Below are 25147 nucleotides of genomic sequence, written 5' to 3' on the forward strand. Positions count from 1 at the left end.
TTTTTGTTACACGATCCGTCCAAACTGCTTTTCCAGCTCCTTCCGGGTCAATTTAAGGACACAAGGCCGACCATGGGGGCAGAAGGGCGGTACCTCGCCCGAGAGGATCTTTTCGGCCAGTGCCATCAGCTCCTGCGGGGAGGTCTTATCCCCCGCCTTGATGGCCGCGCGGCAGGAGATGGAATGGAGCACCCACTCGGTCTTTTCGCTCAGGGCATCGCGGCTGCCCTTGGAGAGCTTATCCGCCAGCTCCACCAGCAGATCCTCGGCACTGCCCTGTTCCACATCCGCGGGCACAGAGCGCAGGAACACGCTGTTGCCGCCAAAGTCATCAATCTCCAGTCCTGCGCTTTCCAGCAGCTCAAGGTTGGAGAGGAGTGCAGTCTTTTCCTCCGCCGACAGCTCCACCACCAGCGGCTCCAGCAGCAGCTGGGCCGGAACATCTCCATAGTTTGCCGCCAGCTTCTCGAAAAGCTGGCGTTCGTGGGCGGCGTGCTTATCAATGATGCAGATCTCCTCCCCGCGCTCAGCGAGGATATAGGTCTTGAAGATCTCACCCACATAGCGCAGAGGGGCAGGGCCTTCCTGCACGTCAAAGCCCAGCTGTTCCGGCGTATCCTCGGCAGCAGAGGTCTGCTGCGGAGCTGGGGCGGCAGGCATTTCCTCCTTGGGGGCAGGATCCCATGCCGCCATGTGGTCCTGATGTTCGGGCAGATCCACGCCGTCCGGCTCAATGTCCAATGCACCTTCTCCCAGCGCTGCGGCAAAGGCGGGTGCTTCAGGCTCACTCTCCGTGGGAGCTGGTGCCGGGCTGTGCAGGGTGGCATCCTGCCGGATGGGCAGGCCCGATGCAACCGTTGTCCAGCTGTGCTCTGTCGGCTTTTCCTCGGCAGTGCCCGGCACAGGCAGGATATCCGGGTGGCTTGCAGGTGCCGGACGGGACGGCGGTGCTGCTGCCGGTGCCGGAGTGAAGCTCCGGAAGCTCCGCTGGGGCTGAGGGGTATGCTCATGGAGCGTTCCCGGCTCGGCTTGGCCCGGAATGATGGCAGAAAGCCCTGTAAAGTCATTCTTCTTTACATCATTTTCCGTCGCATTATCACTTGTTTCCGATTTGTTGGATTCCTTGTCCTTTTTATCCTCTTCAAAGGCGAAGCGCCGTTCTCCGGTGCCCGGTTGGGCCAGTGCCAGCTTGACAGCGTGATAAACGAGGTCAAAGATATCGTTTTCCCGGGCAAAGCGCACCTCAGTCTTGGCCGGGTGGACATTGACATCCACAAGGTCAGCGGGCATTTCCAGAAGCAAGATTCCTCCAGGGAACTTGCCCTGCATCGTGGTGCCCTTGAACGCTGTTTCCATGGCCGCCATCATGGTGCGGTTGCGGACATAGCGCCCATTGATGTAGAAATACTGCATACTGCGGCTGGCGCGGCAGCTCCTGGGCTGGGTGATGAGGCCCCACACCCGGTAGACCCCTTCCTGATTGTCCAGCTCCATGAGGTCACGGCTGAATTCCCGGCCCAGCACCGCGTAGGCGGCACTGCGCAGCTTACCGTCACCGGGGGTGACATACTGCAGCTTGCCCTCCCGGACAAACTTGAAGCTGACCTCGGGGTGGCTCAGGGCCACATGGGCCACAATATCCGCCACAAAGGTACCCTCGCTGGAATCCTTTTTGAGGAACTTCATCCGGGCCGGGGTGTTGTAGAACAGATCCTGCACCCGGATGGTAGTGCCCACGCCGCGTGCACCGGGCTCCAGCGGATAATCCTCGCCGCCCTCGATGCGGTAGACGGAGGCACACTCGTCGTTCTCAGTACGGGTCAGTACTTCTACCCGCGCCACGCTGGCAATGGAAGCCAGCGCTTCTCCACGGAAGCCCAGGGTGTGGATATGGTTCAGATCATCTTCCGTCCGGATCTTACTGGTGGCGTGGCGGATGAATGCCGTGGGGATATACTCTGCTTCAATGCCCGAACCGTTGTCGCTGATTTCGATCAGCTTCACGCCGCCTGATTCAATGGTCACGGTGATCTGGCTTGCCCCGGCATCAATAGCGTTTTCCAGCAGCTCCTTCACCACGGAAGCAGGCCGCTCCACCACCTCACCGGCTGCAATGAGCTCCGCCGTGTGCTTGTCCAGAACATGGATGACTGCCATATTCGTTCCCTCCCCTGTTTTTTAGGATTTTTCAGGAAATCAGCCGTTCAGGCTGCCCTTCAAGGTCTTTTTCAGCTCGTACAGGAAATTCAGCGCTTCAATGGGGGTCAGCGTTTCCACATCCAGCGCATCCAGTTTTTCCAGCACCTCGCTGGGCACTGCAGGAGAATTATACTCCTGCAGCGCATCAAAGTCCATCTGCTCCACCTTGTTCTTGGGGGCAGTGGCTTCCAGTGCGCGCAGCACCTCGTGGGCGCGGCGGGTCACAGTGCCGGGCAGACCGGCCAGCTTTGCCACCTCAATGCCATAGCTGTCATCGGCAGGGCCGCGGACGATGCGGCGCAGGAAAGTGATATCCTCGCCCCGCTTTTTCACCGCAATGTTGTAATTTTTCACGCCGCTGATGGTGCCCTCAAGGTCCGTCAGCTCGTGGTAATGGGTGGCAAAGAGGGTTTTGCAGCCCAGTCCCTTGGCAGGGTCGCTGATGTGCTCCACCACGGCGCGGGCAATGCTCATGCCGTCAAAGGTGGACGTGCCGCGCCCGATCTCATCCAGCACCACCAGACTGCGGGAGGTAGCGTTCTTCAGGATCTCTGCCACCTCGGTCATCTCCACCATAAAGGTGGACTGACCTGCCGAAAGGTCATCCGACGCGCCGATGCGGGTAAAGATGGCATCCACTACACCCACATGGCATTCTCTGGCCGGAACAAAGGAACCGATCTGTGCCATCAGGGCAATCAGCGCATTCTGGCGCATATAGGTCGATTTGCCTGCCATGTTAGGGCCGGTGATGATGAGGCAGCGATCTTCGCCGCAGTTCAGGGTGGTATCGTTGGGTACGAACAGACTGCCCTTGAGCATCTGCTCCACCACAGGGTGGCGGCCCTCCACGATGGTCAGTTGATCGCTCTCATCCACAGTGGGGCGGCAGTAGTTGTTTTCTGCTGCCACCTGAGCCAGAGCGGCCAGCACGTCCAGCTCTGCCACGGCGTTGGCTGTACGCTGGATGCGGTCGAGCTGGGCACCAATGCTTTCCAGCAGCTCATTGAACAGCCGGTGTTCCAGAGCAATCAGCCGCTCGTGAGCACCCAGGATCTTATTTTCCAGCTCCTTGAGCTCCTGTGTGATGTAGCGTTCGCCGGTGGTCAGGGTCTGCTTGCGGATGTAGCTCTCCGGTACCTGTGCCTTATAAGAGTTGCTGACCTCGATGAAATAGCCAAACACGTGGTTATAGCCGATCTTCAGCTTGGGGATGCCGGTCTCCTGCCGCAGGCGGGTCTCGAGCTGAGCCAGCACGCCCTTGGTGTTATCGCGGATGGAACGCAGCTCGTCCACCTCGGGGTGGTAGCCCTTGGCAATGACACCACCATCCTTCAGGGTAGAGGGTGCGTCAGGGTCCACAGCGGCATAGATCTTGTCCTTGATATCGCTCAGCGGGTCGATCCTGGAGACGATCTCGCTGAGTTCGGCGCAGCCGCAGCTTTCGGCCTGCTGGCGCAGGCTGGGCAGGCGCTCACAGGTCTGCGCCATGGCATAGATCTCTTTGGGCGTGGCCGAGCCGTAGACCGTGCGGGTCATCATACGCTCCAAATCAGCGATGTAATGCAGTTCTTCGATCAGATCGCCGCGCTGTACGGTCTGGTTGACCAGGCTTTCCACAGCATCCAGACGGTGGTTGATGGCATCGCTGGAAAGCAGCGGCTGCTCGATCCAGGTGCGGAGCAGCCGCTTGCCCATGGCAGTGCTGGTCTTGTCCAGCACCCAGAGCAGAGTTCCCCGCTTCTCGCGGCCCCGCAGGGTCTCGGTGAGTTCAAGGTTGGCCCGCGTCACCGGCGAAAGCTGCATATACTGGGCTTCATTGTAGCTGATGACGGTCTTCAGGCGCTCCACACCTTTGATCTGGGTGGTGTGCAGGTATTCCAGAAGTGCGGCCATGGCAAACCGCACCAGACCTTTTTTGTCGATAGAGGTCGTCTCATCCCAATTGCGGCCAAACTGATTTTCCAGCGAAATGGCCACCAGACCCGGGGCGTAGCGCTCCTCTTCCACCAGCTCCACAGAGCAGGTCATGTTCTTTTTGATATAGCCGGTCAGCTCACGGCAGTCCAGCATTCCGGGGTTCATCAGCACCTCGCTGGGATGGTAGCGGCAGAGCTCCGCGATCACGGCAGGCACAATCTTCTCCCGTTTCAGCTCGGTGATGTGGGCCGTGCCAGTGGAAACATCGGCAAAGCAGATGCCCGCCGCGTTCCCTTTCAGAAAAATGCTTGCAATATAGTTGTTTTTGTCATCCTGCAGCATACTGCTCTCGATGACAGTGCCCGGCGTGACCACCCGGATGATATCGCGCTTGACCAGTCCCTTTGCCTTGGACGGGTCCTCCATCTGCTCACAGATCGCCACCTTGTATCCCTTGGCGATCAGGCGGGCCACATAGCCCTCGTAGCTGTGGAAGGGCACGCCGCACATGGGGGCACGCTCTTCCATGCCGCACTGCTTGCCCGTCAGGGTCAGGTCCAGCTCCCGGGAGGCGGTCAGCGCATCGTCAAAGAACATCTCGTAAAAGTCGCCAATGCGGTAAAACAGGATCTCGTCCTTATACTGCTTCTTGATGTCCATATACTGCTGCATCATGGGCGACAGTTCTGCCATAATCGTTCACCTTTCCTGCGGGCTATGCCGCTTTGCTTCTTTCCGTCGGTTTGCAGTAAGTAACTGCGAATGGAAGGAAAACGCGGCCTGCGATTTGCAGCCGCGTTCTCATTTTACCTGTTAGTGGCAGCCTCCGCAGGTGGAGCAGCTGCCGGTGCAGGATTCGCTGGGTTCCTGCACGGTCATGGGGTCGCCGCCGTTCATTGCGGTGTTGATGATGGCATCAATGTAGTTGACCAGGTTCTCGCAGTCGCGCTTTGCCTCGTTGTAAGCAGTCATACCCTCGTCAGCCATGATCTTGCCGTACAGGTCGTTGACCTTGGTGTTCAGCTCGGCGATGCGCTCATCACTGCGCTCGCTCTTGCTGATCTCGTTGTTCAGATCCATGCGGGCCAGATTGAACTCCCCGATGAGATTCTGCAGCTCCTCATCCTTGTCGTTTGCCTTGCGGGCCTGATCCAGAGCCAGGTAACGGGGGTCAGTCTGCAGTGCCATGGCGGCGCGCTTGAACAGATCGATGCAATCCATAATCAAAAATCTCCTTTGATGTGTTTGTTCTTATGGTCAGGTTATCATTGGGGCCGGTGTGCCCCGGGATCACGTTTCCAGTTCGCCCAGCAGGACAGTGGCGCGGGCACCGGTCAGGTGCACCTGTGCGTAGCTGCCCATCAGGGCGGGGTCAGCGGCAAACTCCACGGTCAGGTTGTTGTCCAACCGGCCGGAGAGGGTTCCATCGCTGCGGCCATAGCCTTCCACCAGCACCCGGACAGTCTGGCCCACCTGCTGCCGGACCAGATCCATTGCGATCTCGTCCTGCACCTTGAGCAGACGGGTCATCCGGTCGGTTTTCTCCGCGCGGGGGGTGGGGTCGGGCATTTCGGCAGCCTTGGTGCCGGTGCGCTTGGAGTAGATAAAGGTGAATAGCTGCATGTAGCCGACTTTCTTCACCAGTTCCAGCGTGTCCTGGAAATCCTCCTCCGTTTCCCCGGGGAAGCCCACGATGATATCGCTGGAGAAGGTGATGCCGGGCACCTTTTTGCGGGCGTACTCGATCAGCTCCATGTACTGCCCGATGGTGTAATGGCGGTTCATCTTTTTCAGCAATTCATCCGAGCCGCACTGCACCGGCAAGTGCAGGTGCTTGCACAGGTGGGGCTGGGCCGCAATGGTATCGATCAGCTTGTGGCTGGCATCCTTCGGGTGGCTGGTCATAAAGCGGATCTGGTAATCGCCGGGCACAGTGCAGAGCAGATTGAGCAGATCAGCAAAGTCCACCTGTTCCTCCAGGCCCTTGCCGTAGCTGTTCACGTTCTGGCCCAGCAAGGTAATCTCCTTGTATCCGGCTTCCACCAGCCCCCGGAACTCCGCCAGGATATCGCCGGGCTTGCGGCTCTTCTCACGGCCCCGCACATAAGGTACGATGCAGTAGGTGCAGAAGTTGTCGCAGCCGTACATGATGGGCAGCCAGGCGCGGAACTCACTCTCGCGCCGGATGGGGATGTTCTCCACGATGACCGGGCGCTGGGCAGGCTCCATCAGCACGCGCTTATGCTTCTGCAGCTTCTGAGCAATGAGCTGGGGCAGGGTATCGATGCCATCCACGCCAAAGACCAGATCGACATAGGGATAGCTCTTGCGCAGCTTTTCCACCACATGTTTCTGGTTGGCCATGCAGCCGCACAGGCCGATCATCAGGCCGCGCTTTTTCTCCTTCAGGCCCTTCAGTGCACCCACATTGCCGAACACGCGCTGCTCGGCGTGCTCCCGCACGGCGCAGGTGTTGAAGAGGATGAGGTCTGCATCCTCGGGCTTATCGCACAGGCCGTAGCCGATATCCACCAGCACGCCCTTGATGCGCTCGCCATCGTTGACGTTCTGCTGACAGCCATAGCTGTGAACAAAGGCCAGCGGCGGGGTGTCGTAAGCCGCACGCACCAGCTCCGCAGCCGTTTCGTTGTGTTCAAAGTTAATGTATTCCAATAAAAACCATCCTTATTTTTCAAAAGCTCTTTTTAGTATACCCTCTTTCTGCCATAAGGGCAAGTGGGAAACCGCAAATTTCAGAATCCTTCGGGGTAATTCAGCCTTCTGCCTGCTTTTTGGCGCATGCTTCACACAGGCCGAACAGCACCACAGCGCAGTCCTGCACCACAACATCCTTCTGGCGGCGCACCAGCCTCATCACCTGTTTCTCGTCCACATCGGCATCCACTACGCCACCGCAGGCTGTACAGTAGAGGTGGCTGTGCCAGCACAGGGTGTGATCAAAACGATCCGCCCTGCCCGGAATGGACACCCGGCGCACCATGCCTGCCTCCACCAGACTGTTCAGGTTGCGGTAGACAGTGCCCAGGCTCAGGCCCGGGCACTCCGGGGCCGCCTTATCAAAGATCTCTTCGGCGGTGGGGTGGTCGCAAAGCTGCTCCACGGTGTGCAGCACCAGCTCCCGCTGTTTGGAATAACGCATCTTCCTCTCTCCTTCTCTTCCCTTTATACGTTTTCTTCGCCCTTGATCCGCGCCCAATATGCGCGGGAGGCCTGCTCGTTCTTGTTTTCCCCAAAGGTGTAGTATTTTGTATTCTTGAGCACATCCGGCAGATACTGCTGCTCGACCCAGTGGTTGGGGTAATCGTGGGCATACTTGTAATTCTGGCCCTTTACCAGCGCATCCTCGCCGTCATAGTGCTTGTTCTGCAGCTGGCGGGGAATGGGCCCGGTACGCCCGGCCTGCACATCCGCAATGGCAGCGTTGATGGCATCGTGGGCGCTGTTGGATTTGGGGCTGGTCGCCACCAGCACAACTGCATCCGCCAGGGGGAGCCGCGCTTCGGGCAGGCCCACCGCGTTGGCGATATCCACCGCCGCCTTGACGATGGGGATGATCTGCGGGTAGGCAAGGCCCACATCCTCGCAGGCGCACACCATAAGCCGACGGCAGGCCGAGGGCAGATCTCCGGCTTCCAGCAGCCGGGCCAGATAGTGGAGCGCTGCATCCGGGTCGGAGCCGCGCATGGATTTCTGGTAAGCCGACACGATATCATAGTGGTCATCGCCGTCCCGGTCGTACCGCATGGCAGTGCGGCGGGTGACCTGCTGGATCATATCCAGCGTGATGTGTTTTCCCTCCGGTTCGGGAGCCGCCGCCGTCACTGCAAAATCAAGGCAACCCAGTGCCTTGCGCAGATCGCCGCCCGCGCTCTCGGCAAGATAGGCACAGGCATCGTCCTCCATCCGGATGGGCGTGCCCTCACTCTCCGAAAGCTTTTTCAGGGCGTTCCGCAGCCCCTGCTCCACATCCGCAGCTGTCAGCGATTTGAATTCAAACACGGTGCAGCGGGAAAGCAGTGCATTATAGATGTAAAAATATGGGTTCTCGGTGGTGGAGGCGATCAGGGTCACCGTGCCGTCCTCAATGCACTCCAGCAGGCTTTGCTGCTGCTTCTTGTTCAGATACTGGATCTCATCGAGGTACAGCAGGATGCCCCCCGCCCCGGCCAGTGTGCCGATATCCTTGAGCACTGCCTTGATATCCCCCGTGCCGCAGGAAGTACCGTTGAGCTTGTGCAGCGTCATGCCGCTGTTCTCGGCAATGATGCGGGCCACGGTGGTCTTGCCCGTGCCGGACGGGCCGTAAAAGATCATGTTGGGGATGCGGCCGCTCTCGATGGTGCGGCGGAACACCCGCCCCGGGGCCAGCAGATGCTGCTGGCCGCAGACTTCGGCCAGCGTTTTGGGGCGCATACGCTGCGCCAGCGGTTCATTCATCGGGCGTTCCCTCCTGTACTGCCCTGCTGTTCTGCATGGGCCTTATATAGAAATAGTATACCTCATTTTTACACGAACAGCAAGAGCAATAATGAAAATCATTCTCAGATGGATGCCGCAAACCCCATTTACAAAAAAGTCGAAACATGCTATTATCATAGTACATTTACGGGAAACGAGGGGTTCAGATGAAGAAAGCTGCGGCGGCAGAAGATCTCTCTGCCAAAAAGGAGCTGGCGCTCCAGGTTATCGACCGGCTGAAAACAGAATATCCAGATGCAGCCTGCACGCTGGATTACGACCACGCCTGGCAGCTGCTGGTCAGCGTCCGGCTGGCGGCTCAGTGCACCGATGCCCGGGTAAACATTGTGGTACAGGACTTGTTTGCAAAATACCCCAATGTAGCAGCGTTGGCTGCGGCAGAGCCCGATGAGATCGAAGCCATTGTCAAGCCCTGTGGGCTGGGCCGCAGCAAGGCCCGGGATATCTCGGGCTGTATGCGGGTGCTGCGGGATAAATACAACTGCAAAGTGCCCACCACCTTTGAAGAGCTGCTGGCACTGCCCGGCGTGGGCCGCAAGAGCGCCAACCTGATCATGGGCGATGTGTTCTGCAAGCCTGCCATCGTCACAGATACTCACTGCATCCGGCTTTGCAATAAGATCGGGCTGGTGGACGGCATCAAGGAGCCGCAGAAAGTGGAGATGGCCCTGTGGAAGATCATCCCGCCGGAGGAAGGCAGTGACCTGTGCCACCGCTTTGTGATGCATGGCCGGGCTGTCTGCAATGCCCGCAAACCCGAATGTGAAAAGTGCTGTTTGAACGATATCTGCCGGTACGCGGCAGAAAACACCGTTCTTACAAAAGAAACCAAGGAGGCTTCTGTATGATCACTTTGTCTATCCTGATCGTCCTTGCCCTGATCTGCGCTCTGGTGGGCGTGCTGATGGGCCTGTTCTCTCTGATCGGCCTGCTGGCTTCCCTGCTCGTGGGCGTGCTGGTAGGTGCTCTGGCCGGTCATATTGCCAACCGATTCATGGGCACCCAGACCTCCACCGGCCGCAACATTGTGCTGGGCATTCTGGGCAGCTTTGTGGGCGAGTTCCTGTTCGGTCTCATCGGCATCCATGCCACCGGCAGCATCAGCTCCTTTGTTATCTCGGTGCTGGGTGCCTGCGTCTGCATCTGGGTGGATAACCGACTGTTCCACGATCGTTGACCGGTTTTCTCTGGTTGTTTGTCTTTGCTCTCCCCTCCGGGAGAGCTTTTTTATTTTCCGCCCCTTGACAGTTATATCGAGAAGCGATATAATGCATCCATGATATATCGCATAGCGATACAAAGCGAGGTGATATAATGGAAAATCCGGCACTGACGGAAACCACCTACTACATCCTGCTTTCCCTCTATCATCCGCGGCATGGCTACGGCATCATGCAGGAGACCCAGCAGCTCTCCGGCGGAAGGGTACGGCTGGCTGCCGGAACCCTGTACGGTGCCCTGAATGCCCTGTGCGAAAAGGGGTGGATCTCTCCCCTGCCCATGGAAAGCGGGAGCCGCAAAAAAGAATACCAATTGACCTCCGCCGGGCTGAAGGTGCTCCAACAGGAGCTGGTCCGGCTGGAGGAGCTTGCTGCCAATGGCCGCGCCATTTTACAGGAGGAACAGGTATGAGTGAAACAAAAACGCTGCATCGGAATTTCTGGGTCTGGGAATTTGAAAAAGAAGAACGCTGGCTCAACGAAATGGCGCAGGAGGGCTGGGCCCTGCAGAATGCCGGGTTCTGTACCTACACCTTTGAAAAGACGGAACCCGGCCAGTACATCATCCGGCTTGCCATGCTGGACAGTTCCCCGGATTTTGATAGTTTCATGGAAGAGTTGGAAGCACAGAGCGTTGGGCATTGCTTCAGTTGGGGATATTTCCGCCGCAGCGCCCAGCTAGGTCCCTTTGATATGTTTTCGGATGTGGATTCCCGTATCTCCCACCTGAACAAAATTGGACAGATGGTGAGGCTGCTCTGTCTGGCAAACCTTCTCATAGGCGTTACCAACACCTTCAGCGGTGCATCGCTGGCATGGCTGAACCTGCTTTGCGCCACGTTTTTGGCCTACGGGCTGGGACGTATCAGCAGCAAACGAGAGAGTCTGATGGAAGAACGTCAGCTCCACGAGTGATTTTTTCTCCTTGATGCGCAGGATCTTCAGAGTTTTCAAAAAGTTCATGTTTACCCGCTTGCATTCCGATGCAGGCGGGTATATTATTGTCATCAGCAAATAGTTATCATTTGTTAAGTATTTGTATCTGTCAAGTGATAAGGAGGATTCGTATGCCGCAGAAGAGCGCACCGGAACTGTTCGCCGCGATCCATTATCTGCATCGGCTGAGCACGGAAGGCAAACGCGGTGCCAAAATGGCACTGGAAAGCTGCCCCAAGTGTCATTTCATCATGCTGGAAGGCGTGCTGATGACCATTGAAGAGCATGGCCAGAACGGCTCTATCTATGTTTCTGATCTGGCCGCCGCTGTCAAGCAGCCCCTGCCAGCTGTTTCCCGCGCGCTTCGCCAGCTGGAGCAGGATGGACTCATTGAGCGGATCACAGACCCCAACGACCGCCGCAAAACGCTGGTGCGCCCCACAGAAAAGGGGTTGGATGCCAGCCGCCAGGTCGAGGCCGCCATCAGCCGTTACTTTGAGCGGGTCATCCGCCGCATTCCGGAAGAGCAACGGGAGCAGCTGTTCTCCCTGACCGGTGTACTGCTGGAGGCCGTGGAGGCGGAAAATGCGGAGCAACAAGCAAAATTGAAGGGAGAAAACGAAAATGGGTAAAATTTTCAAGCAGCTGGCCCGCCACTGGGCCGCCTGCCTTGCCGTGGTGGCTCTGCTGTTCGTGCAAGCCTACTGCGACCTTTCCCTGCCGGATTACACGAGCAGGATCGTGGACACCGGCATCCAGCAGGGCGGCATTGAAAGCCCCCTGCCGGAGACTGTGCGCCAAAGCACACTGGATGCCCTCTCGCTTTTGATGAGCGAAGAGGATGCGGATGCACTGCAGAATGCCTACGGATATTATCTTCAGGACAACGGTGTTCTGAAGCTCCGCAGTGACCTGACCGATGCCGAGCGCACCGCTCTGGAGGAGGCCGTTACCACATCGGATATCGTGCTGTATATGGCGGCGGCGCAGAATGCCAACGCCCCTGCCGGGGATGAAGCGGAAGCCATGACCGCTGCTCCCACGGCGGAAGATCTGGATGCCGTCTGTGCCCAGTTCGCAGCCATGGCCCAGATGCCCGGTTTTTCCCGGGAAATGATCCAGCAGCAACTGGCCAGCGCCATGGAACAGGTAGACGAGACCACCCTTTCCAGCATGGCAAGTCAGGCCACCCTGCTGATCAGCCTGGAATATGAGGCACAGGGCGTTTCCCATGATGTGCAGATGGCCTACCTCTTCCGGGTGGGCGGCCAGATGCTGGCCCTGACTCTGCTGATGGTGGTCGTTGCCATTCTGGTGGGCCTGATCGCCTCCCGCGTCTCGGCTTCCATCGGCAGGGAACTGCGCAGAGAGACCTTTTCCTCGGTCATCCACTTTTCCAACGCGGAGATCGAGAATTTCTCCACCGCTTCCCTGATCACCCGCACCACCAACGATATCCAGCAGGTGCAGTTCACCTGTGTCATCCTGCTGCGCATGGTGGCCTACGCTCCCATTCTGGGCATCGGCGGCGTGATGCACGTCACCCAGGGCAATACCGGCCTTGCCTGGATCATTGTGCTGGACGTGGCCGCTCTGCTTCTGCTCATCACGGTTCTGATGAGCATCGCCATGCCCAGGTTCAAGATCATGCAGACGCTGGTGGACAAGCTGAACCTCGTCAGCCGCGAGATCCTGACCGGCGTGATGCCGGTGCGTGCATTCAGCCGCGAATCCTTTGAGGAAAAGCGTTTTGATGCTGCCAGCCGGGAGCTGATGGGCACCCAGCTGTTCACCAACCGCGCCATGGTGGCCATGATGCCCTTTATGACCCTGATCATGAACGGCACCAGCCTGCTCATCGTCTGGTTCGGCGGCAAGGCCATGGATGCCGGAAATATGCAGGTGGGCGAGATGATCGCATTCATCACCTACACCATGCAGATCGTCATGTCTTTCCTGATGCTGGCCATGGTGGCCGTGATGCTTCCCCGTGCCGGTGTGGCTGCTGACCGTATCGACGAGGTCTGCCGCACCAAGGCTTCCATCCATGATCCCGACGCTGCCACCGCAAAGCCCGCCCTTGAAAAGAAGGGCTGGGATGGCGTGGTCCGGTTCGAAGATGTCAGCTTCCGCTTCCCCGGTGCCGACAGCGACGCGCTGGAGCACATCAGCTTTACCGCAAACCCCGGCGAGACCACAGCCATCATCGGCTCCACCGGCTGCGGCAAATCCAGCCTGCTCAACCTCATCCCCCGCTTTTATGATGTCACCGGCGGCCGCGTGACCATCGACGGCATCGATGTGCGGGAGATGCCGCAGGAGCAGCTCCACAGCCTGCTGGGTTATGTGCCCCAGAAGGGCGTTCTGTTCAGCGGCACCATCGAGAGCAACCTGAAATTCGGCGGTGCACAGATCACCGATGCGGGCATGAAGAAGGCGGCTTCCATCGCACAGGCCACCGAGTTCATCGACGCAAAGCCTGAGGGCTATGCAAGCCCCATCGCACAGGGCGGCTCCAACGTGTCCGGCGGTCAGAAGCAGCGGCTCTCCATCGCCCGTGCCATTGCCAAGGAGCCGAAGATCTATCTGTTCGACGACAGCTTCTCTGCCCTTGACTACAAGACGGATGTCACCCTGCGCCGTGCGCTGAAAGAAGAGACCGACAACGCCACTGTGATCATCGTGGCACAGCGCATTTCCACCGTCCTCCACGCCAATCAGATCCTGGTGCTGGACGACGGCAGGCTGGTGGGCAAGGGCACTCACGCGCAGCTCATGGCCACCTGCCCTGAATATCAGGAGATCGCCAGGAGCCAGCTGAGCCAGAAGGAGCTCAACCTGCAAGACCTGAACACCGGAAAGGAGGATGAGTGATATGCCGAGACCCGGAAAACAGACCACCGAGCGCGCCAAGGATTTCAAGGGCACTCTGCGGCAGCTCCTCAGCGCATTGAGCCAGTATAAGCTCTCCCTCATCGTTGTGATGGTCTTTGCCATCCTTTCCACCATCTTCAATATCGCAGGCCCCAAAATTCTGGCCAAGGCCACCACGGCCCTTGCCACCGGCTGGATCGCCAAGCTGCGGGGGATCGGCGGCATCGACTTTGCCTACATCGGCAAGATCCTGCTCATCCTGCTGGCCATGTACCTCTGCTCCGCCGCATTCAGCTTCATTCAGGGCTGGCTGATGACCGGCCTTTCCCAGAAGGTCTGCTATGATTTCCGCCGCCAGATCAGCGAAAAGATCAACCGCCTGCCGCTGGCCTACTTTGAAAAGCGGACAGTCGGCGAGGTGCTCTCCCGCATCACCAACGATGTGGACACCCTGGGCCAGAGCCTGAACCAGAGCGTGACCCAGCTCATCACCAGCATTACCACCATGATCGGCGTGCTGATCATGATGCTGTCCATCAGCCCCAAAATGACCCTGATCGCACTGCTCATCCTGCCCGTCTCTCTGGTGCTGGTGATGCTGGTGGTCAGGTTCAGCCAGAAATACTTCAAGGCCCAGCAGGCCACCCTGGGCGTTGTGAACGGTCAGGTGGAGGAGGTCTACTCCGGCCACAATGTCATCAAGGCCTTCAACCGGGAGGCCGCCGTGCTGGAGGACTTCAACGCCGCCAACGACAAGCTGTTTGAATCCGCCTGGAAGAGCCAGTTCCTCTCCGGCCTGATGCAGCCCATTATGAACTTTGTGGGCAACCTGGGCTATGTGGCTGTTGCCATCGTCGGCAGCATCTTTGCCGCCAACGGCATCATTACCATCGGCGATATCCAGGCTTTTATCCAGTATGTCCGCAATTTCACCCAGCCCATCCAGCAGCTGGCACAGGTGTCCAACATGCTGCAGAGCATGGCCGCCGCTGCCGAGCGCGTGTTCGAGTTCCTGAACGAGCCCGAAGAGGATCAGCTGGCCGACCCTGCCCGCCGGGCAGACCCTGCCTGCATTGATGGTCAGGTCACCTTTGACCATGTCCGGTTCGGTTATGTGCCCGAAAAGACCATCATCCACGATTTCAGCTGTAAGGTGCAGCCCGGCCAGAAGGTCGCCATCGTTGGCCCCACCGGTGCCGGCAAAACCACCATGGTCAAGCTGCTCATGCGGTTCTACGATGTGGATTCCGGCTCCATCACCCTGAACGGCCACGATATCCGCGACTTTGACCGCAGTGCCCTGCGTGAGGGCTTCGGCATGGTGCTGCAGGACACCTGGCTGTTCAAGGGCACCATCATGGAGAACATCCGCTATGGCCGTCTGGATGCCACCGACGAAGAGGTCATTGCCGCCGCCAAAGCCGCCAATGCCGACCACTTCATCCGCACCCTGCCCGGCGGCTACCAGATGGAGCTGAACGAGGACGCTTCCAACGTCAGTCAGGGCCAGAAGCAGCTGCTGACGATTGCCCGCGCCATTCTGGCCGACAACCGCATCCTGATCTTGGACGAGGCCACCAGCAGCGTGGACACCCGCACCGAACAGCGCATCCAGACTGCTATGGACAACCTGATGCGGGGCCGTACCAGCTTCGTCATTGCCCACCGCCTGTCCACCATCAGGGATGCAGACCTCATCCTTGTCATGCGGGACGGCGACATTGTGGAGCAGGGCACCCACGACCAGCTCATTGAGGCCGGCGGTTTCTACGCTGACCTGTACAACAGCCAGTTTGAGGATGTTGTGGATTAAGCCACGCTCCCTTCTTTGAAAAAGGCTCAGGTTTCGATCAAAAACCTGAGCCTTTTTCTTTTGTCAATTCCTACCGGATGTGCTATACTTATTTTTGTGTCTTGAAGTAGGAAAGGAGTAACCACTCATGGAAACCACTCAAAAGCCCTACGCATTCAGCCGCAAGGTATTCTGCGAGGGGATGCGGGATGGTGTGCCCATTGCGCTGGGCTATTTTGCTGTCTCGTTCTCATTGGGCATTGCAGCCCGCAATGCGGGGCTGACCCCCATTCAGGGCTTTTTTGCAAGCCTGTTCAACAATGCTTCTGCCGGTGAGTATGCAGCCTTTTCGCTGATCGCTGCCGGTGCCACCTATCTGGAAGTTGCCATCATCACCCTGATTGCCAACGCGCGCTACCTGCTGATGAGCTGCGCTCTGGCCCAGAAATTTGCCCCCGGCACGCCGTTCTTCCACCGGCTCATCATCGGCTACGATGTCACCGACGAGCTGTTTGGCATCACGATCGCACGGCCCGGCTATCTGAACCCGTTCTACACCTACGGTGCCATTGCGCTGGCGGCCCCCGCCTGGGCAATGGGCACAGCGCTGGGCATCATTGCAGGCAATCTGCTGCCCGTGCGTGTGGTCAGCGCCCTGAGCGTGGCCCTGTACGGCATGTTCCTGGCCATCATCATTCCCCCCGCCCGGAAGAACAGGGTCGTTGCCGTGCTGGTGATGCTGAGCTTTGCCCTGAGCTTCGCCTGCGGCTGCCTGCCCGGCATCGCTTCCCTTTCGGACGGCACCCGCACCATCCTGCTGACGGTGCTGATCTCCTGCGGGGCAGCCATTCTGTTCCCTGTTACACCCGAAGCACCGGAAGCTGCCGGAACTGAGGAGGTGCAGGCATGACCTACAATAATTGGGTCTATATCGCCGTGATGGCCACTGTTTCTTACGCCATCCGTGTACTGCCGCTGACCCTTATCCGCAAACCCATCAAAAACCAGTTCATCCAGTCCTTCCTCTACTATGTGCCCTATGTAACGCTGGCCGTGATGACCTTCCCGGCCATCATCAACGCCACCCAGAGCCCCATTGCCGGTGCAGCCGCGCTGGTAGTGGGCATCGCCGCCGCATGGTTCGGAGCCAGTCTGTTTCAGGTGTCCGTCTCCTGCTGTGCCGTGGTGCTTGTGCTGGAACTGTTTTTGGTGCACTGAGCATGAAGATCTTAATTTCCGGCTCCTCCGGCTTTGTGGGTTCCCGGGTACTGCACCAGTGGCAGGGCCGTGCAGAGCTTTTCACCTTCCCGCGCGGATCTCTGGCCGCTGCCGATGAATCCGCCATTCGCCGTTTTGTGGAAACCGTGCAGCCGGATGTCATCCTGCATCTGGCGGCATTGTCCGATACCGGCTACTGCCAGCAGCACCCGGAGGAATCCCAGCGTGCCAACGTCGAACTGCCTGTCTGGATGGCAAAAGCTGCACGGGACACCGGGGCCAAACTGATCTCATTCAGCTCGGATCAGGTGTACGCAGGTGTGACCCAGCCCGGCCCCCTGCCCGAAACGCTGCCGCTCTCCCCCGCCAATACCTATGGCCGCCACAAACTGGAGGCCGAGGAGCAGGTCCTTGCGCTCTGCCCGGAGGTGGTGCTTCTGCGGGCTCCGTGGATGTACGATCTGCCCGGTGATGGCCTGCCCCTCCGGGGCAATCTGCCGCTGAACCTGCTGCAGGCCGCACAAAACGGTACTCCCGTTCGCTTTTCACCACACGATCACCGGGGTGTCAGCTGGGTGCGGGAGGTGGTGGAACAGCTCTTCCCCGCCTTGCAGTTGCCCGGCGGTGTATACAATTTTGGCAGCGGGAACGATGCCGACATGGTCACAACGGCCCGGCAGTTTGCCGAAGCGCTGGGCGTGCAGGTGCAGATCGAGCCTGCTGATTTCTCCCGCAACCTTGTGATGGACAGCTCAAAGCTGGCCGCACAGGGGATTCGATTCCATGATACATTGAGCAGTTTTGAAGGCTGTTTGAAACGGATCAAACCTCTCAGTCGAGCTGACGCGCGCCAGCTCCCCTAATAGGGGAGCCCTTGGCATAAACAGAAAGCCACCCGGTCACAGATGTAAACGCTGCGGCCGAGTGGCTTTTGTGATGTTACAGCAGAATACAGATCAATCCGGTGCATCCATCGTTGATAACCTGTTCCAGCGTTTCCTGCAGGCGGGTGCGGGCTTCCTGCGGCATGTGGAGGAGCTTATTCTGCAGCCCCTCATTCACCAGTTCATGCAGGCTCTTGCCGAAGATGTTTGATTCCCACAGCCTCTCCGGGTCTGCTTCAAAATCGCCCAGCAAACTCTGCACCAGATCCTCGCTCTGCTTCTCGGTGCCCACAATGGGGCTGATCTCGGTGTGGATGACGGCTTTCATCATATGGATGGAGGGTGCGCTGGCTTCCAGCCGGACACCGTACCGTCCGCCCTGCCGGACGATCTCCGGTTCTTCCAGTGAGAGCTCCTCAATGCTGGGCATCACGATGCCGTAGCCGGTGGCTTCCACCTGTTCCAGTGCACTGCGGATCTTCTCGTACTTCCGCTTTGCCCGGGAAAGCTCAATGATGCAGGGCATCAGGCCTGCTTCGTCGCCAATTTCCAGCCCCGTCTGCTCACTGAGGACGCGGTAGAACACCTCTGGCTTCAGCAGAACGGTCACCCGCACCACGCCGTCGGAAAGGTTCATGCCGCTCAGGGCGGACTCCTGCACCGAATCCCCGGCCAGCGCCCCGGCACTGTTCTGGGCCGGAACATCCTTCATCCGGCTGATCTTCTCTGAAAATTGGAGCGCCGCCGTGTAGATCTCGTTCTGGAGCCAGTGGCCCTTTTCCAGCATCGTCACCCAGCGGGGGATGGCAAAATCCAGCTCCCGTACCGGAAATTCGTAGAGGACACGCTGCAGGATGGACAGCAGGTCATCTTTCTGCAGATCCAGACAGCTCACCGGCAGGACCGTGCGTCCGTATGCCTGTTCCAGCTCTGCAGCCAGAGCCTTTGTCTCCGGAGCATCCGGGCGGGTACTGTTGAGCAGGATGACAAAGGGTTTGCCCAGCGCTTCCAGCTCCTCCACCACCCGCTTTTCGGCGGGCAGGTAGTTTTCCCGGGGGATCTCGCTGATGGAGCCATCGGTGGTGACCACGATGCCGATGGTGGAGTGATCCCGGATGACCTTGCGGGTGCCGGTCTCGGCGGCAAGGTCAAAGGGGATCTCTTCCTCGAACCAGGGGCTTTTGACCATGCGGGGCTTCTCGTCCTCCTCGTGGCCCATGGCTCCCTCCACCATATAGCCCACACAGTCGATGAGCCGGATGCGGCATTCCCCGCCGCCCTCCAGTTGGAGCGGCACGGCCTGCTCCGGGATGAACTTCGGCTCTGTGGTCATGATCGTTCGCCCTGCCGCCGACTGCGGCAGCTCATCCCGGGCCCGGAGCTTTGCGTCCGCCGGGCCGATGGCAGGCAGCACCAGCTGCTCCATAAACTGCTTGATGAGGGTGCTCTTGCCGGTGCGCACCGGCCCCACCACGCCAATCAGGATCTCCCCGCCGGTGCGTGCCCCGATCTCCCGGCAGACAGTGGCTTCCAAACACTCCTGTTTTTCCAAATTGCTCTCTCCTCTCTCCCGTCCGCACCGGGCGGCAAGGCCGCACCTTCTGCGTCTGCTTCTCGGAAACAGTCTATTCGGACAGGCGGCAGGATATGAGCGGCACCTAGCGAAAAAGCGTCGGTTGACGGAAAAGTCCCTCTGCGCTACAATAGAGAAAAATTGAGCAGAAAGGTGGAACGCAGATGGAGTGGAAGGTTTATTTTGAGGACAATCCGGGCTGTCACCGCCCGCATCGGGGCCGCCCCGGGCAGGAAGTGTCCTGCGGGGCACACTCGGTGTGGGGCGGGCAGCATTTCATCATCCCGGCGATTTACCTTTGTGGAAAAGGGCTGGTTGTAGACATCTGCCGCCGGGTGGAGCGTGAGGCGATCGAAGCGCATTACCAGAAGTTGGCCGCTTATGAAGGGATGGATATTGACGAATGCCCGCCGGAAGTTGTCGAACTGGCCGAAGCCGAGGATCCGTTTGGTTCTTTTGACTATCTGCCAAGTGCAGCCATCAACGGCAAAACCGTGGAGTACAGCCGCGGTGCCGGGGAATATTATAACCCCCTCCGCTCCGAAGAGGAGATCGTTTGCAGCGGTGAACAGGCCGCGCGGGACATCGTCAAGCACTACGGGCTTGACCCGGAACAAGGCTGGGATCTCCGGCAGTGGAGCTTTCCCTGGGCGACAAAGCGCAGGCCGGCCCACATCACCAGCCTGACACTGACCCTCACCCAGCGGGAACAGCCTGCCGAAGCGGTACAGTTCACGGCAGCGCCCGGAAAGACCGTGGAGTTTGCCCACCCCGTCACCGGTGTGCCCTGCGTGCTGACGGTCAAAGACCTGAAACCGGCCCGGCTACCGGAGAGTGACCTCCCCCACATGGGGCCGCCCATGGAATGGCCCCGGGAATTTGTGGAAATGACTTACACCCTGACCCCCGCCGTGACCACCGGCTGGGTGCAGGTGAACGACTGCGCCTCTAGTGATAAGCCCATCCGGAAAAGCGACGCACCCACGGAAGATGGAGCCATTGGCATCATCGGCGGGGCAGACGGCCCAACGGCGATCTTTGTGAGCGGAAAGCAGCAGGGTGATACCCGCACCGCCTGTTCCTCGCTCCACTTTGCGCCGGTGGAACCGGAAAATATCCGGTGGAAGGTGACCTACTACCAGAAGCAGTTCCCGGATGAAACTATAGCGCTGTTATAACGAAAAGACAGGCGGCTCCAACCAAAGTTGGATGCCGCCTGTTTTACTGTTCAGATCAGCTTGATGGCCACTGCCTCGCTGGTGCGGTCCTGGGCTTCGTTGGTATGCTCGGGGTCATCCAGCATATAGCGGAGCAGGAGCACCTCGCCCACATAAAGCACCGCCACCTTGATGGGGATGCTGCCGGAATCCAGCGGGCTCTCCTGCGCACCGCACCGCAGCACCACATCCGCCATGGCTGCGCCGGGCGAATCCTCATAATGGGTGAGCAGAATGATCTTTGCGCCGGATGCCTTGGCCGTGCGCAGCGTTTCCAGCATATCGCGGGTCGCGCCGGAATAGGAGATAAAGAGCACCACATCCTCCGGGCCCATCAGGCTGGCCGCCAGGATCTGCAGATGACTGTCCCCTGCGGTGCGGAACTTGTTGGACAGGCTGGAAAAGCGGGCGCAGATATCGTTGGCCAGCAGCATACTGCCGCCCTGACCCAGGCAGAACACCTGCCGTGCGGCACGCATCAGATCCACAGCCTGCTCCACGGCTTCGGGCGAAAGAGAATTTTGGGTGCCGTTAATGGCAGTGAGAAACAGGCCGCTGGCGTGCTCACACAGGCTGGCGGTGGTAGCGCCCGGCTCCGGCTCATGCTGGTTGACCAGCGCACCGGTGGCGTTGGCCTGCGCCAGCGAAATGCGCATCTCATGGTAGCCCTCAAAACCCAATGCCCGGCAGAAGCGGAACACCGTTGCCTCTGCTACCTTGCATTCCCGCGCAAGGGAGGAAATGGAAAGGTACTGTGCCTCGTCGGCATGGTGGACAAGGTAATCTGCCACAGCACGGCCGGATTTTGTCAGTTCATCCTGCCTTTGCTGCAGCAGCTCCCAGAAGTTCGTGGTCGTAGACATGATGGTCTCCTTTTTCCTGCTCCGTTTCCCGCCGGAAGGGCCGGCCGCACACGCCAACACCATTGTCGGGAAGTTTTCCTTTAAGGAAAGTATAAAAGAATCCCAGCCGCTTGGCAAGAGGGGCTTTGACTACAAATTCAGGTTCGTTTCTGTGCAGAGCGCCCAAATTCGCCGCATTAGTATGACTTATTTGTGAAAATCCTTTTCAATTTACCGGATTTTCTGCTCTTTTTTGAGTGAAAACTATTTTCACCAGCAAAAAGCGTGATTTTTCTATAATGGTTACAAAATAGCTACAACTTTCAAAATTTCCGTAAATTCTGCCCAAAAGGCCAGTCTTTTCGCTAAAATTGTGCGACATCCACAAGAAAATCCTTTCATTATTGGGCAGACAGCCGATAGACAAAATGAAAATATTTTTCTATAATAAGGCCAATAGAAGCGGTTCCCACACGAGGGCCGCAGAGCAGAATCGCACTACATCAATGAGTAAGGAGAAGTTTCTTATGAAAAACAGTATCTCTCGTCGCTCTTTCCTGAAGGCCGTGGGTGCCCTGAGTGCAGCCGGTGCACTGGCCGCATGCGGCGGCAGCTCCTCCAGCAGCACTGCTGCATCCTCCACTGCAGCTTCTGCAGCGGCAAGCACCGCAGCTGGCGCAAACATCAAGCTGTGGACATACCCCATCGGCGGCTGGGGCAAGGATGAGACTGTGCAGGAGCTGATCTCCAGCTTCAACGCAAAATATCCCGACATCAAGGTCACCGTTGAGTACCTGGATTACACCAATGGTGATGACCAGGTCAACACCGCCATCGAGGGCGGCAGCGCACCCGACCTGATTATGGAAGGCCCCGAGCGTCTGGTTGCCAACTGGGGCAAGAAGGGCGTTATGGCTCCCCTGAACGACCTGTGGACCGATGATGCCAAGAAGGACATCTACGCTTCCGTTGAGTCTGCCTGCAGGAACGATGCCGGCGACTACTATGAGTATCCCCTGTGCATGACCGCACACTGCATGGCCGTGAACATGACCAAGGTCAAGGAAGTGGGCGCAGACCAGTACATTGATACTGATAAGCACACCTGGAGCACCGACGGCTTCCTCAAGACCGTTGACGCACTGTACAATGGCGGTTATGAGAATGTTGCAGCCATCTACTGCAGCGGCCAGGGCGGCGACCAGGGCACCCGCGCGATCATCAACAACATGTACGGCGGCACCTTCACCGATGCCGAGCACACCAAGTACACCGCTGACTCCCCCGAGAACATCAAGGCCATTCAGGCTCTGTACGATGCCAAGGGCGTGAACTTTGATGCTTCCATCAACGGCGGCGAGGAGATCACCCTGTTCCGCAACGGTACCCTGCAGATGGCATTCTGCTGGAACATTGCACAGCAGCTGAACTCCGACAACAACGATGCCGGCCTGACCAACAGCGGCGACGAGATCTTCCCCATGGCCTTCCCCACCGAGAGCGGCGATCCCAAGCTGTGCGGCGGCATCTGGGGCTTCGGCATCTTCGACAACGGCGACGAGGCCAAGATCGAAGCCGCCAAGACCTTTATCGACTTCATCGCTGCTGACCCCGACCAGGTTGGCGCAAGCGTTCTGGCTTCCACCTACTTCCCCGTTCGCGAGAGCGTTGGCGACATCTACGCCGGCAACGACATTATGAGCGAGTACACCAAGTTCATGGGCTTCCTGGGCGATTACTACCAGATCACCCCGGGCTGGGCAACTGCTCGTACCGAGTGGTGGAACATGCTGCAGCGCGTTGGCACCGGCGAGCCCGTTGAGCAGGCCGTTGCTACCTTTGTTGAGAACGCAAATGCTGCCGCTGCTGCCGAGGCATAAGCGCACCACCTGAGTTTTTCATCGCAACGTTATAAACCTTGCCCCTTCCTCGATAATCCCGGCGAGGGAGGGGCATTCTTTTTGCAAGTTCCGTCGGGAGCCGGTCATTTTACCGGAGCTAAACGAAAGGTTTGGTGATTTTCTTGGCTGCTACCACCGTAAAAGTCAAAGAGCCAAAGCGCAGCCGCGCACTGGTCCGGCAGGAGACCATCGCATCCTACCTCTTCCTTCTGCCCAGCCTGATCTTCTTTCTGGGGTTCGTCATCTATCCCATGATCCTCTGCGTGGTCACGAGCTTCTTTGATTCCACCATGAACCGCGCCGATGTCTTTGTCGGCCTTGCAAACTACAAAGAGCTGTTCGCCGATAAGATCTTCCTGGGCGCTCTGAAGAACACCTTCATCATCGTTATCGTGTCGGTGCCTGTGACCTGCGCCTTCTCGCTGTGGGTCAGCTCCGCCATCGTGGATCTGCCCGAGTGGGCCACCAGCCTTTTCCGCTGCGTGTTCTACCTGCCCGTTGTCACCGGTTCCGTTGCCGTTACCGTTGTCTGGAAGTGGATGTACAACAATTACTACGGCATCTTCAACTATCTGGGCAAGACGCTGGGGCTGATCGACAAGAACATCAACTGGCTGGGCGATGAGCGGTTCGCTCTGGGCTGCATCATCCTCATCCTGCTGACCACCTCTGTGGGCCAGCCCATCGTTCTGTATGTTTCTGCCCTGGGCAACGTGGATCAATCCATCGTAGAAGCTGCTGAAGTGGACGGCGCGACCGATTTCCAGTGCTTCTGGAAGATCAAGTGGCCCGCCATCATGCCCACCACCCTGTACATCCTGGTCATCACCACCATCAACTCCTTCCAGTGCTTTGCGCTGATCCAGCTGCTGACCTCCGGCGGCCCCAACCACAGCACCGATACCATCATGTACTACATCTACTACACCGCGTTCAAGCTGTACCGCTACGGCTACGGCAACGCCATGGGTGTTGTGCTTGCCATCATCATTGCCATCCTGTCTGCTATCCAGTTCAAGGTTGGCAACCAGAATAATTGAGGAGGTGCGTAACAATGAGTGCAACTGCTGCAACCGCAAAAAAGCAAAAGCCCTTGAAGCGTCACCCCAGCAAGCTCAAGCAGGCCAGCGCCTATACCATCCTGACCCTGATCCTGATCAGCATCGTGGCCGTGACCTTTGCGTTCCCGCTGTACTGGATCATCACCGGTTCCTTCAAAACCGGTGCAGCCATCAACTCCACCACCCCCGAGTGGTGGCCCCATGAGTGGGTGCTGACCAACTACCAGAAGCTGTTTGCCGGAAAGAGCGCTCCGCTGTGGCAGCTGGCCATCCCCTTCAGTGCACGCTTCAGTGCCGACGGCGATCCCATCTATTTCTCGGTCGGACCCACCGCTCCTGCTGCCCTGCGCTGGATGATCAACACCGTGTTCATGGCTGTTGTCTCCATGATCCTGACCTGCATCACCGCCGCCATGGCCGGTTATGCACTGGCCAAGAAGCGCTTTGTGGGCCGTCAGCTCCTGTTCACCCTGATCGTGTGCGCAATGGCTCTGCCCAAGCAGGTCATTCTGATTCCCCTGCTGCGTGAGATGAGTGCCCTGAACCTCTACAACACCATCTGGGCCGTCATCTTCCCCATTGTCGGCTGGCCATTCGGTGTGTTCCTGATGAAACAGTTCAGCGAGGGCATCCCCACAGAAATGCTGGAGGCCGCCCGCATTGATGGTGCAAGTGAAGCCAAGACCTTTATCAGCATCGTGCTGCCCATGGTCAAGCCGGGCATCGGTGCTCTGGCCATCTTCACCTTTATCAACAGTTGGAACGATTACTTCATGCAGTTGATCATGCTGTCCAGCACCAGCAACCTGACCATTTCTCTGGGCATTGCAAAGCTGCAGGCGGAAAACAGCACCGACTTCGGTCTGATCATGGCAGGTGCTGCACTGGCTGCTGTGCCTATCATCATCATCTTCCTCATCTTCCAGAAGTACTTCACCAAGGGCATCGCAATGGGTGCCGTTAAGGGCTAAAATTGCGACCGCCGCCTGCGGCGGAAACAGGGAGCAATT

The 25147-nt window shown here is 58.4% G+C and carries 22 protein-coding genes; 14 read left to right on the forward strand and 8 right to left on the reverse strand.

The annotated features are described in order from the left end of the window. Positions 1–6: 6 nt before the first annotated feature. The 6 genes from mutL to ACKXGA_RS02775 form a co-directional block, all read right to left on the reverse strand. The gene (gene mutL, locus ACKXGA_RS02750) at positions 7–2157 is read right to left on the reverse strand and encodes a DNA mismatch repair endonuclease MutL (RefSeq protein WP_423730031.1); all 2151 of its coding nucleotides are present in this window, start codon (positions 2155–2157) and stop codon (positions 7–9) included. Positions 2158–2196: 39 nt separating this feature from the next. Next, a complete protein-coding gene (mutS, locus tag ACKXGA_RS02755) occupies positions 2197–4812 on the reverse strand; it encodes a DNA mismatch repair protein MutS (RefSeq protein ID WP_097771180.1) in 2616 nt (871 codons plus the stop codon). Between the two features lie 120 nt (positions 4813–4932). After that, positions 4933–5340, reverse strand: coding sequence for a YlbF family regulator (locus tag ACKXGA_RS02760; RefSeq protein WP_005934385.1), 408 nt, complete (start codon positions 5338–5340; stop codon positions 4933–4935). Positions 5341–5409: 69 nt separating this feature from the next. Next, positions 5410–6792 (reverse strand): tRNA (N6-isopentenyl adenosine(37)-C2)-methylthiotransferase MiaB, encoded by a 1383-nt coding sequence (gene miaB / locus ACKXGA_RS02765; RefSeq protein WP_423730032.1) that lies wholly within the window; start codon positions 6790–6792, stop codon positions 5410–5412. A 100-nt stretch (positions 6793–6892) separates the two neighbouring features. After that, positions 6893–7279, reverse strand: a complete 387-nt coding sequence (locus tag ACKXGA_RS02770) for a Fur family transcriptional regulator (protein WP_097771183.1) — start codon at positions 7277–7279, stop codon at positions 6893–6895. A gap of 23 nt (positions 7280–7302) precedes the next feature. Beyond that, positions 7303–8577, reverse strand: coding sequence for a replication-associated recombination protein A (locus ACKXGA_RS02775; RefSeq protein ID WP_097771924.1), 1275 nt, complete (start codon positions 8575–8577; stop codon positions 7303–7305). A gap of 188 nt (positions 8578–8765) precedes the next feature. Between ACKXGA_RS02775 and ACKXGA_RS02780 the strand changes: the two genes are divergently transcribed. The 10 genes from ACKXGA_RS02780 to ACKXGA_RS02825 all read left to right on the forward strand — a co-directional run bounded on the left by ACKXGA_RS02780 (position 8766) and on the right by ACKXGA_RS02825 (position 17522). Beyond that, positions 8766–9467 (forward strand): endonuclease III domain-containing protein, encoded by a 702-nt coding sequence (locus tag ACKXGA_RS02780; protein WP_423730033.1) that lies wholly within the window; start codon positions 8766–8768, stop codon positions 9465–9467. Beyond that, on the forward strand, positions 9464–9796 hold the full coding sequence (locus tag ACKXGA_RS02785; RefSeq protein ID WP_005934393.1) for a GlsB/YeaQ/YmgE family stress response membrane protein: 333 nt from the start codon (positions 9464–9466) through the stop codon (positions 9794–9796). The genes ACKXGA_RS02780 and ACKXGA_RS02785 overlap by 4 nt, the downstream gene beginning before the upstream one ends. A 137-nt stretch (positions 9797–9933) precedes the next feature. Next, entirely contained in the window at positions 9934–10251 is a 318-nt protein-coding gene (locus ACKXGA_RS02790) for a PadR family transcriptional regulator (protein ID WP_423730034.1), read from the forward strand. Further along, complete coding sequence (locus tag ACKXGA_RS02795; RefSeq protein WP_423730035.1) at positions 10248–10754, forward strand: DUF2812 domain-containing protein; 507 nt, start codon at positions 10248–10250, stop codon at positions 10752–10754. The genes ACKXGA_RS02790 and ACKXGA_RS02795 overlap by 4 nt, the downstream gene beginning before the upstream one ends. 152 nt (positions 10755–10906) lie before the next feature. Further along, positions 10907–11407 carry a MarR family winged helix-turn-helix transcriptional regulator gene (locus ACKXGA_RS02800; RefSeq protein WP_117504178.1) on the forward strand — a complete coding sequence of 167 codons (501 nt, stop codon included), beginning with the start codon at positions 10907–10909 and terminating at the stop codon, positions 11405–11407. Then, a complete protein-coding gene (locus ACKXGA_RS02805) occupies positions 11400–13649 on the forward strand; it encodes an ABC transporter ATP-binding protein (protein ID WP_423730036.1) in 2250 nt (749 codons plus the stop codon). Before ACKXGA_RS02800 ends, ACKXGA_RS02805 begins: the two co-directional genes overlap by 8 nt. A gap of 1 nt (position 13650) precedes the next feature. Beyond that, positions 13651–15462, forward strand: a complete 1812-nt coding sequence (locus ACKXGA_RS02810; protein ID WP_156065783.1) for an ABC transporter ATP-binding protein — start codon at positions 13651–13653, stop codon at positions 15460–15462. A gap of 127 nt (positions 15463–15589) precedes the next feature. Then, positions 15590–16351, forward strand: coding sequence for an AzlC family ABC transporter permease (locus ACKXGA_RS02815; protein WP_117534144.1), 762 nt, complete (start codon positions 15590–15592; stop codon positions 16349–16351). Next, the gene (locus tag ACKXGA_RS02820) at positions 16348–16659 is read left to right on the forward strand and encodes an AzlD domain-containing protein (protein ID WP_249259093.1); all 312 of its coding nucleotides are present in this window, start codon (positions 16348–16350) and stop codon (positions 16657–16659) included. The genes ACKXGA_RS02815 and ACKXGA_RS02820 overlap by 4 nt, the downstream gene beginning before the upstream one ends. Before the next feature lie 2 nt (positions 16660–16661). Next, positions 16662–17522: an SDR family oxidoreductase gene (locus ACKXGA_RS02825; RefSeq protein ID WP_423730037.1), complete on the forward strand. Its 861-nt coding sequence runs from the start codon at positions 16662–16664 to the stop codon at positions 17520–17522. 76 nt (positions 17523–17598) lie between these two features. Here ACKXGA_RS02825 and spoIVA read toward each other — a convergent pair whose 3' ends face one another. After that, a complete protein-coding gene (gene spoIVA, locus ACKXGA_RS02830) occupies positions 17599–19095 on the reverse strand; it encodes a stage IV sporulation protein A (RefSeq protein WP_423730038.1) in 1497 nt (498 codons plus the stop codon). Between the two features lie 185 nt (positions 19096–19280). Between spoIVA and ACKXGA_RS02835 the strand changes: the two genes are divergently transcribed. Continuing rightward, positions 19281–20294: a hypothetical protein gene (locus tag ACKXGA_RS02835; RefSeq protein ID WP_423730039.1), complete on the forward strand. Its 1014-nt coding sequence runs from the start codon at positions 19281–19283 to the stop codon at positions 20292–20294. 50 nt (positions 20295–20344) lie between these two features. On the opposite strand, the gene ACKXGA_RS02840 is transcribed toward ACKXGA_RS02835, so the two are convergent. Continuing rightward, positions 20345–21196, reverse strand: a complete 852-nt coding sequence (locus tag ACKXGA_RS02840) for a MurR/RpiR family transcriptional regulator (RefSeq protein ID WP_005934417.1) — start codon at positions 21194–21196, stop codon at positions 20345–20347. A 506-nt stretch (positions 21197–21702) separates the two neighbouring features. Here ACKXGA_RS02840 and ACKXGA_RS02845 point away from each other — a divergent pair. The 3 genes from ACKXGA_RS02845 to ACKXGA_RS02855 all read left to right on the forward strand — a co-directional run bounded on the left by ACKXGA_RS02845 (position 21703) and on the right by ACKXGA_RS02855 (position 25108). Beyond that, a complete protein-coding gene (locus ACKXGA_RS02845) occupies positions 21703–23055 on the forward strand; it encodes an ABC transporter substrate-binding protein (RefSeq protein ID WP_117476134.1) in 1353 nt (450 codons plus the stop codon). 134 nt (positions 23056–23189) lie between these two features. Continuing rightward, positions 23190–24116 carry a carbohydrate ABC transporter permease gene (locus ACKXGA_RS02850; RefSeq protein WP_097771261.1) on the forward strand — a complete coding sequence of 309 codons (927 nt, stop codon included), beginning with the start codon at positions 23190–23192 and terminating at the stop codon, positions 24114–24116. A 14-nt stretch (positions 24117–24130) separates the two neighbouring features. After that, positions 24131–25108, forward strand: a complete 978-nt coding sequence (locus ACKXGA_RS02855; RefSeq protein WP_005934426.1) for a carbohydrate ABC transporter permease — start codon at positions 24131–24133, stop codon at positions 25106–25108. Positions 25109–25147 lie beyond the last annotated feature (39 nt).

This window comes from Faecalibacterium hominis (ex Afrizal et al. 2022), from assembly GCF_049545105.1.
GTDB classification, from domain to species: Bacteria; Bacillota; Clostridia; order Oscillospirales; family Ruminococcaceae; genus Faecalibacterium; species Faecalibacterium duncaniae.

What these genes read in the sequence shown, in the direction of transcription:
- mutL (WP_423730031.1), bottom strand. Translation starts at nt 2,157, where the DNA reads ATGGCAGTCATCCATGTTCTGGACAAGCACACGGCGGAGCTCATTGCA.
- mutS (WP_097771180.1), bottom strand. Translation starts at nt 4,812, where the DNA reads ATGGCAGAACTGTCGCCCATGATGCAGCAGTATATGGACATCAAGAAG.
- ACKXGA_RS02760 (WP_005934385.1), bottom strand. Translation starts at nt 5,340, where the DNA reads ATGGATTGCATCGATCTGTTCAAGCGCGCCGCCATGGCACTGCAGACT.
- ACKXGA_RS02770 (WP_097771183.1), bottom strand. Translation starts at nt 7,279, where the DNA reads ATGCGTTATTCCAAACAGCGGGAGCTGGTGCTGCACACCGTGGAGCAG.
- ACKXGA_RS02775 (WP_097771924.1), bottom strand. Translation starts at nt 8,577, where the DNA reads ATGAATGAACCGCTGGCGCAGCGTATGCGCCCCAAAACGCTGGCCGAA.
- ACKXGA_RS02780 (WP_423730033.1), top strand. Translation starts at nt 8,766, where the DNA reads ATGAAGAAAGCTGCGGCGGCAGAAGATCTCTCTGCCAAAAAGGAGCTG.
- ACKXGA_RS02785 (WP_005934393.1), top strand. Translation starts at nt 9,464, where the DNA reads ATGATCACTTTGTCTATCCTGATCGTCCTTGCCCTGATCTGCGCTCTG.
- ACKXGA_RS02790 (WP_423730034.1), top strand. Translation starts at nt 9,934, where the DNA reads ATGGAAAATCCGGCACTGACGGAAACCACCTACTACATCCTGCTTTCC.
- ACKXGA_RS02795 (WP_423730035.1), top strand. Translation starts at nt 10,248, where the DNA reads ATGAGTGAAACAAAAACGCTGCATCGGAATTTCTGGGTCTGGGAATTT.
- ACKXGA_RS02800 (WP_117504178.1), top strand. Translation starts at nt 10,907, where the DNA reads ATGCCGCAGAAGAGCGCACCGGAACTGTTCGCCGCGATCCATTATCTG.
- ACKXGA_RS02805 (WP_423730036.1), top strand. Translation starts at nt 11,400, where the DNA reads ATGGGTAAAATTTTCAAGCAGCTGGCCCGCCACTGGGCCGCCTGCCTT.
- ACKXGA_RS02810 (WP_156065783.1), top strand. Translation starts at nt 13,651, where the DNA reads ATGCCGAGACCCGGAAAACAGACCACCGAGCGCGCCAAGGATTTCAAG.
- ACKXGA_RS02815 (WP_117534144.1), top strand. Translation starts at nt 15,590, where the DNA reads ATGGAAACCACTCAAAAGCCCTACGCATTCAGCCGCAAGGTATTCTGC.
- ACKXGA_RS02820 (WP_249259093.1), top strand. Translation starts at nt 16,348, where the DNA reads ATGACCTACAATAATTGGGTCTATATCGCCGTGATGGCCACTGTTTCT.
- ACKXGA_RS02825 (WP_423730037.1), top strand. Translation starts at nt 16,662, where the DNA reads ATGAAGATCTTAATTTCCGGCTCCTCCGGCTTTGTGGGTTCCCGGGTA.
- ACKXGA_RS02835 (WP_423730039.1), top strand. Translation starts at nt 19,281, where the DNA reads ATGGAGTGGAAGGTTTATTTTGAGGACAATCCGGGCTGTCACCGCCCG.
- ACKXGA_RS02840 (WP_005934417.1), bottom strand. Translation starts at nt 21,196, where the DNA reads ATGTCTACGACCACGAACTTCTGGGAGCTGCTGCAGCAAAGGCAGGAT.
- ACKXGA_RS02845 (WP_117476134.1), top strand. Translation starts at nt 21,703, where the DNA reads ATGAAAAACAGTATCTCTCGTCGCTCTTTCCTGAAGGCCGTGGGTGCC.
- ACKXGA_RS02855 (WP_005934426.1), top strand. Translation starts at nt 24,131, where the DNA reads ATGAGTGCAACTGCTGCAACCGCAAAAAAGCAAAAGCCCTTGAAGCGT.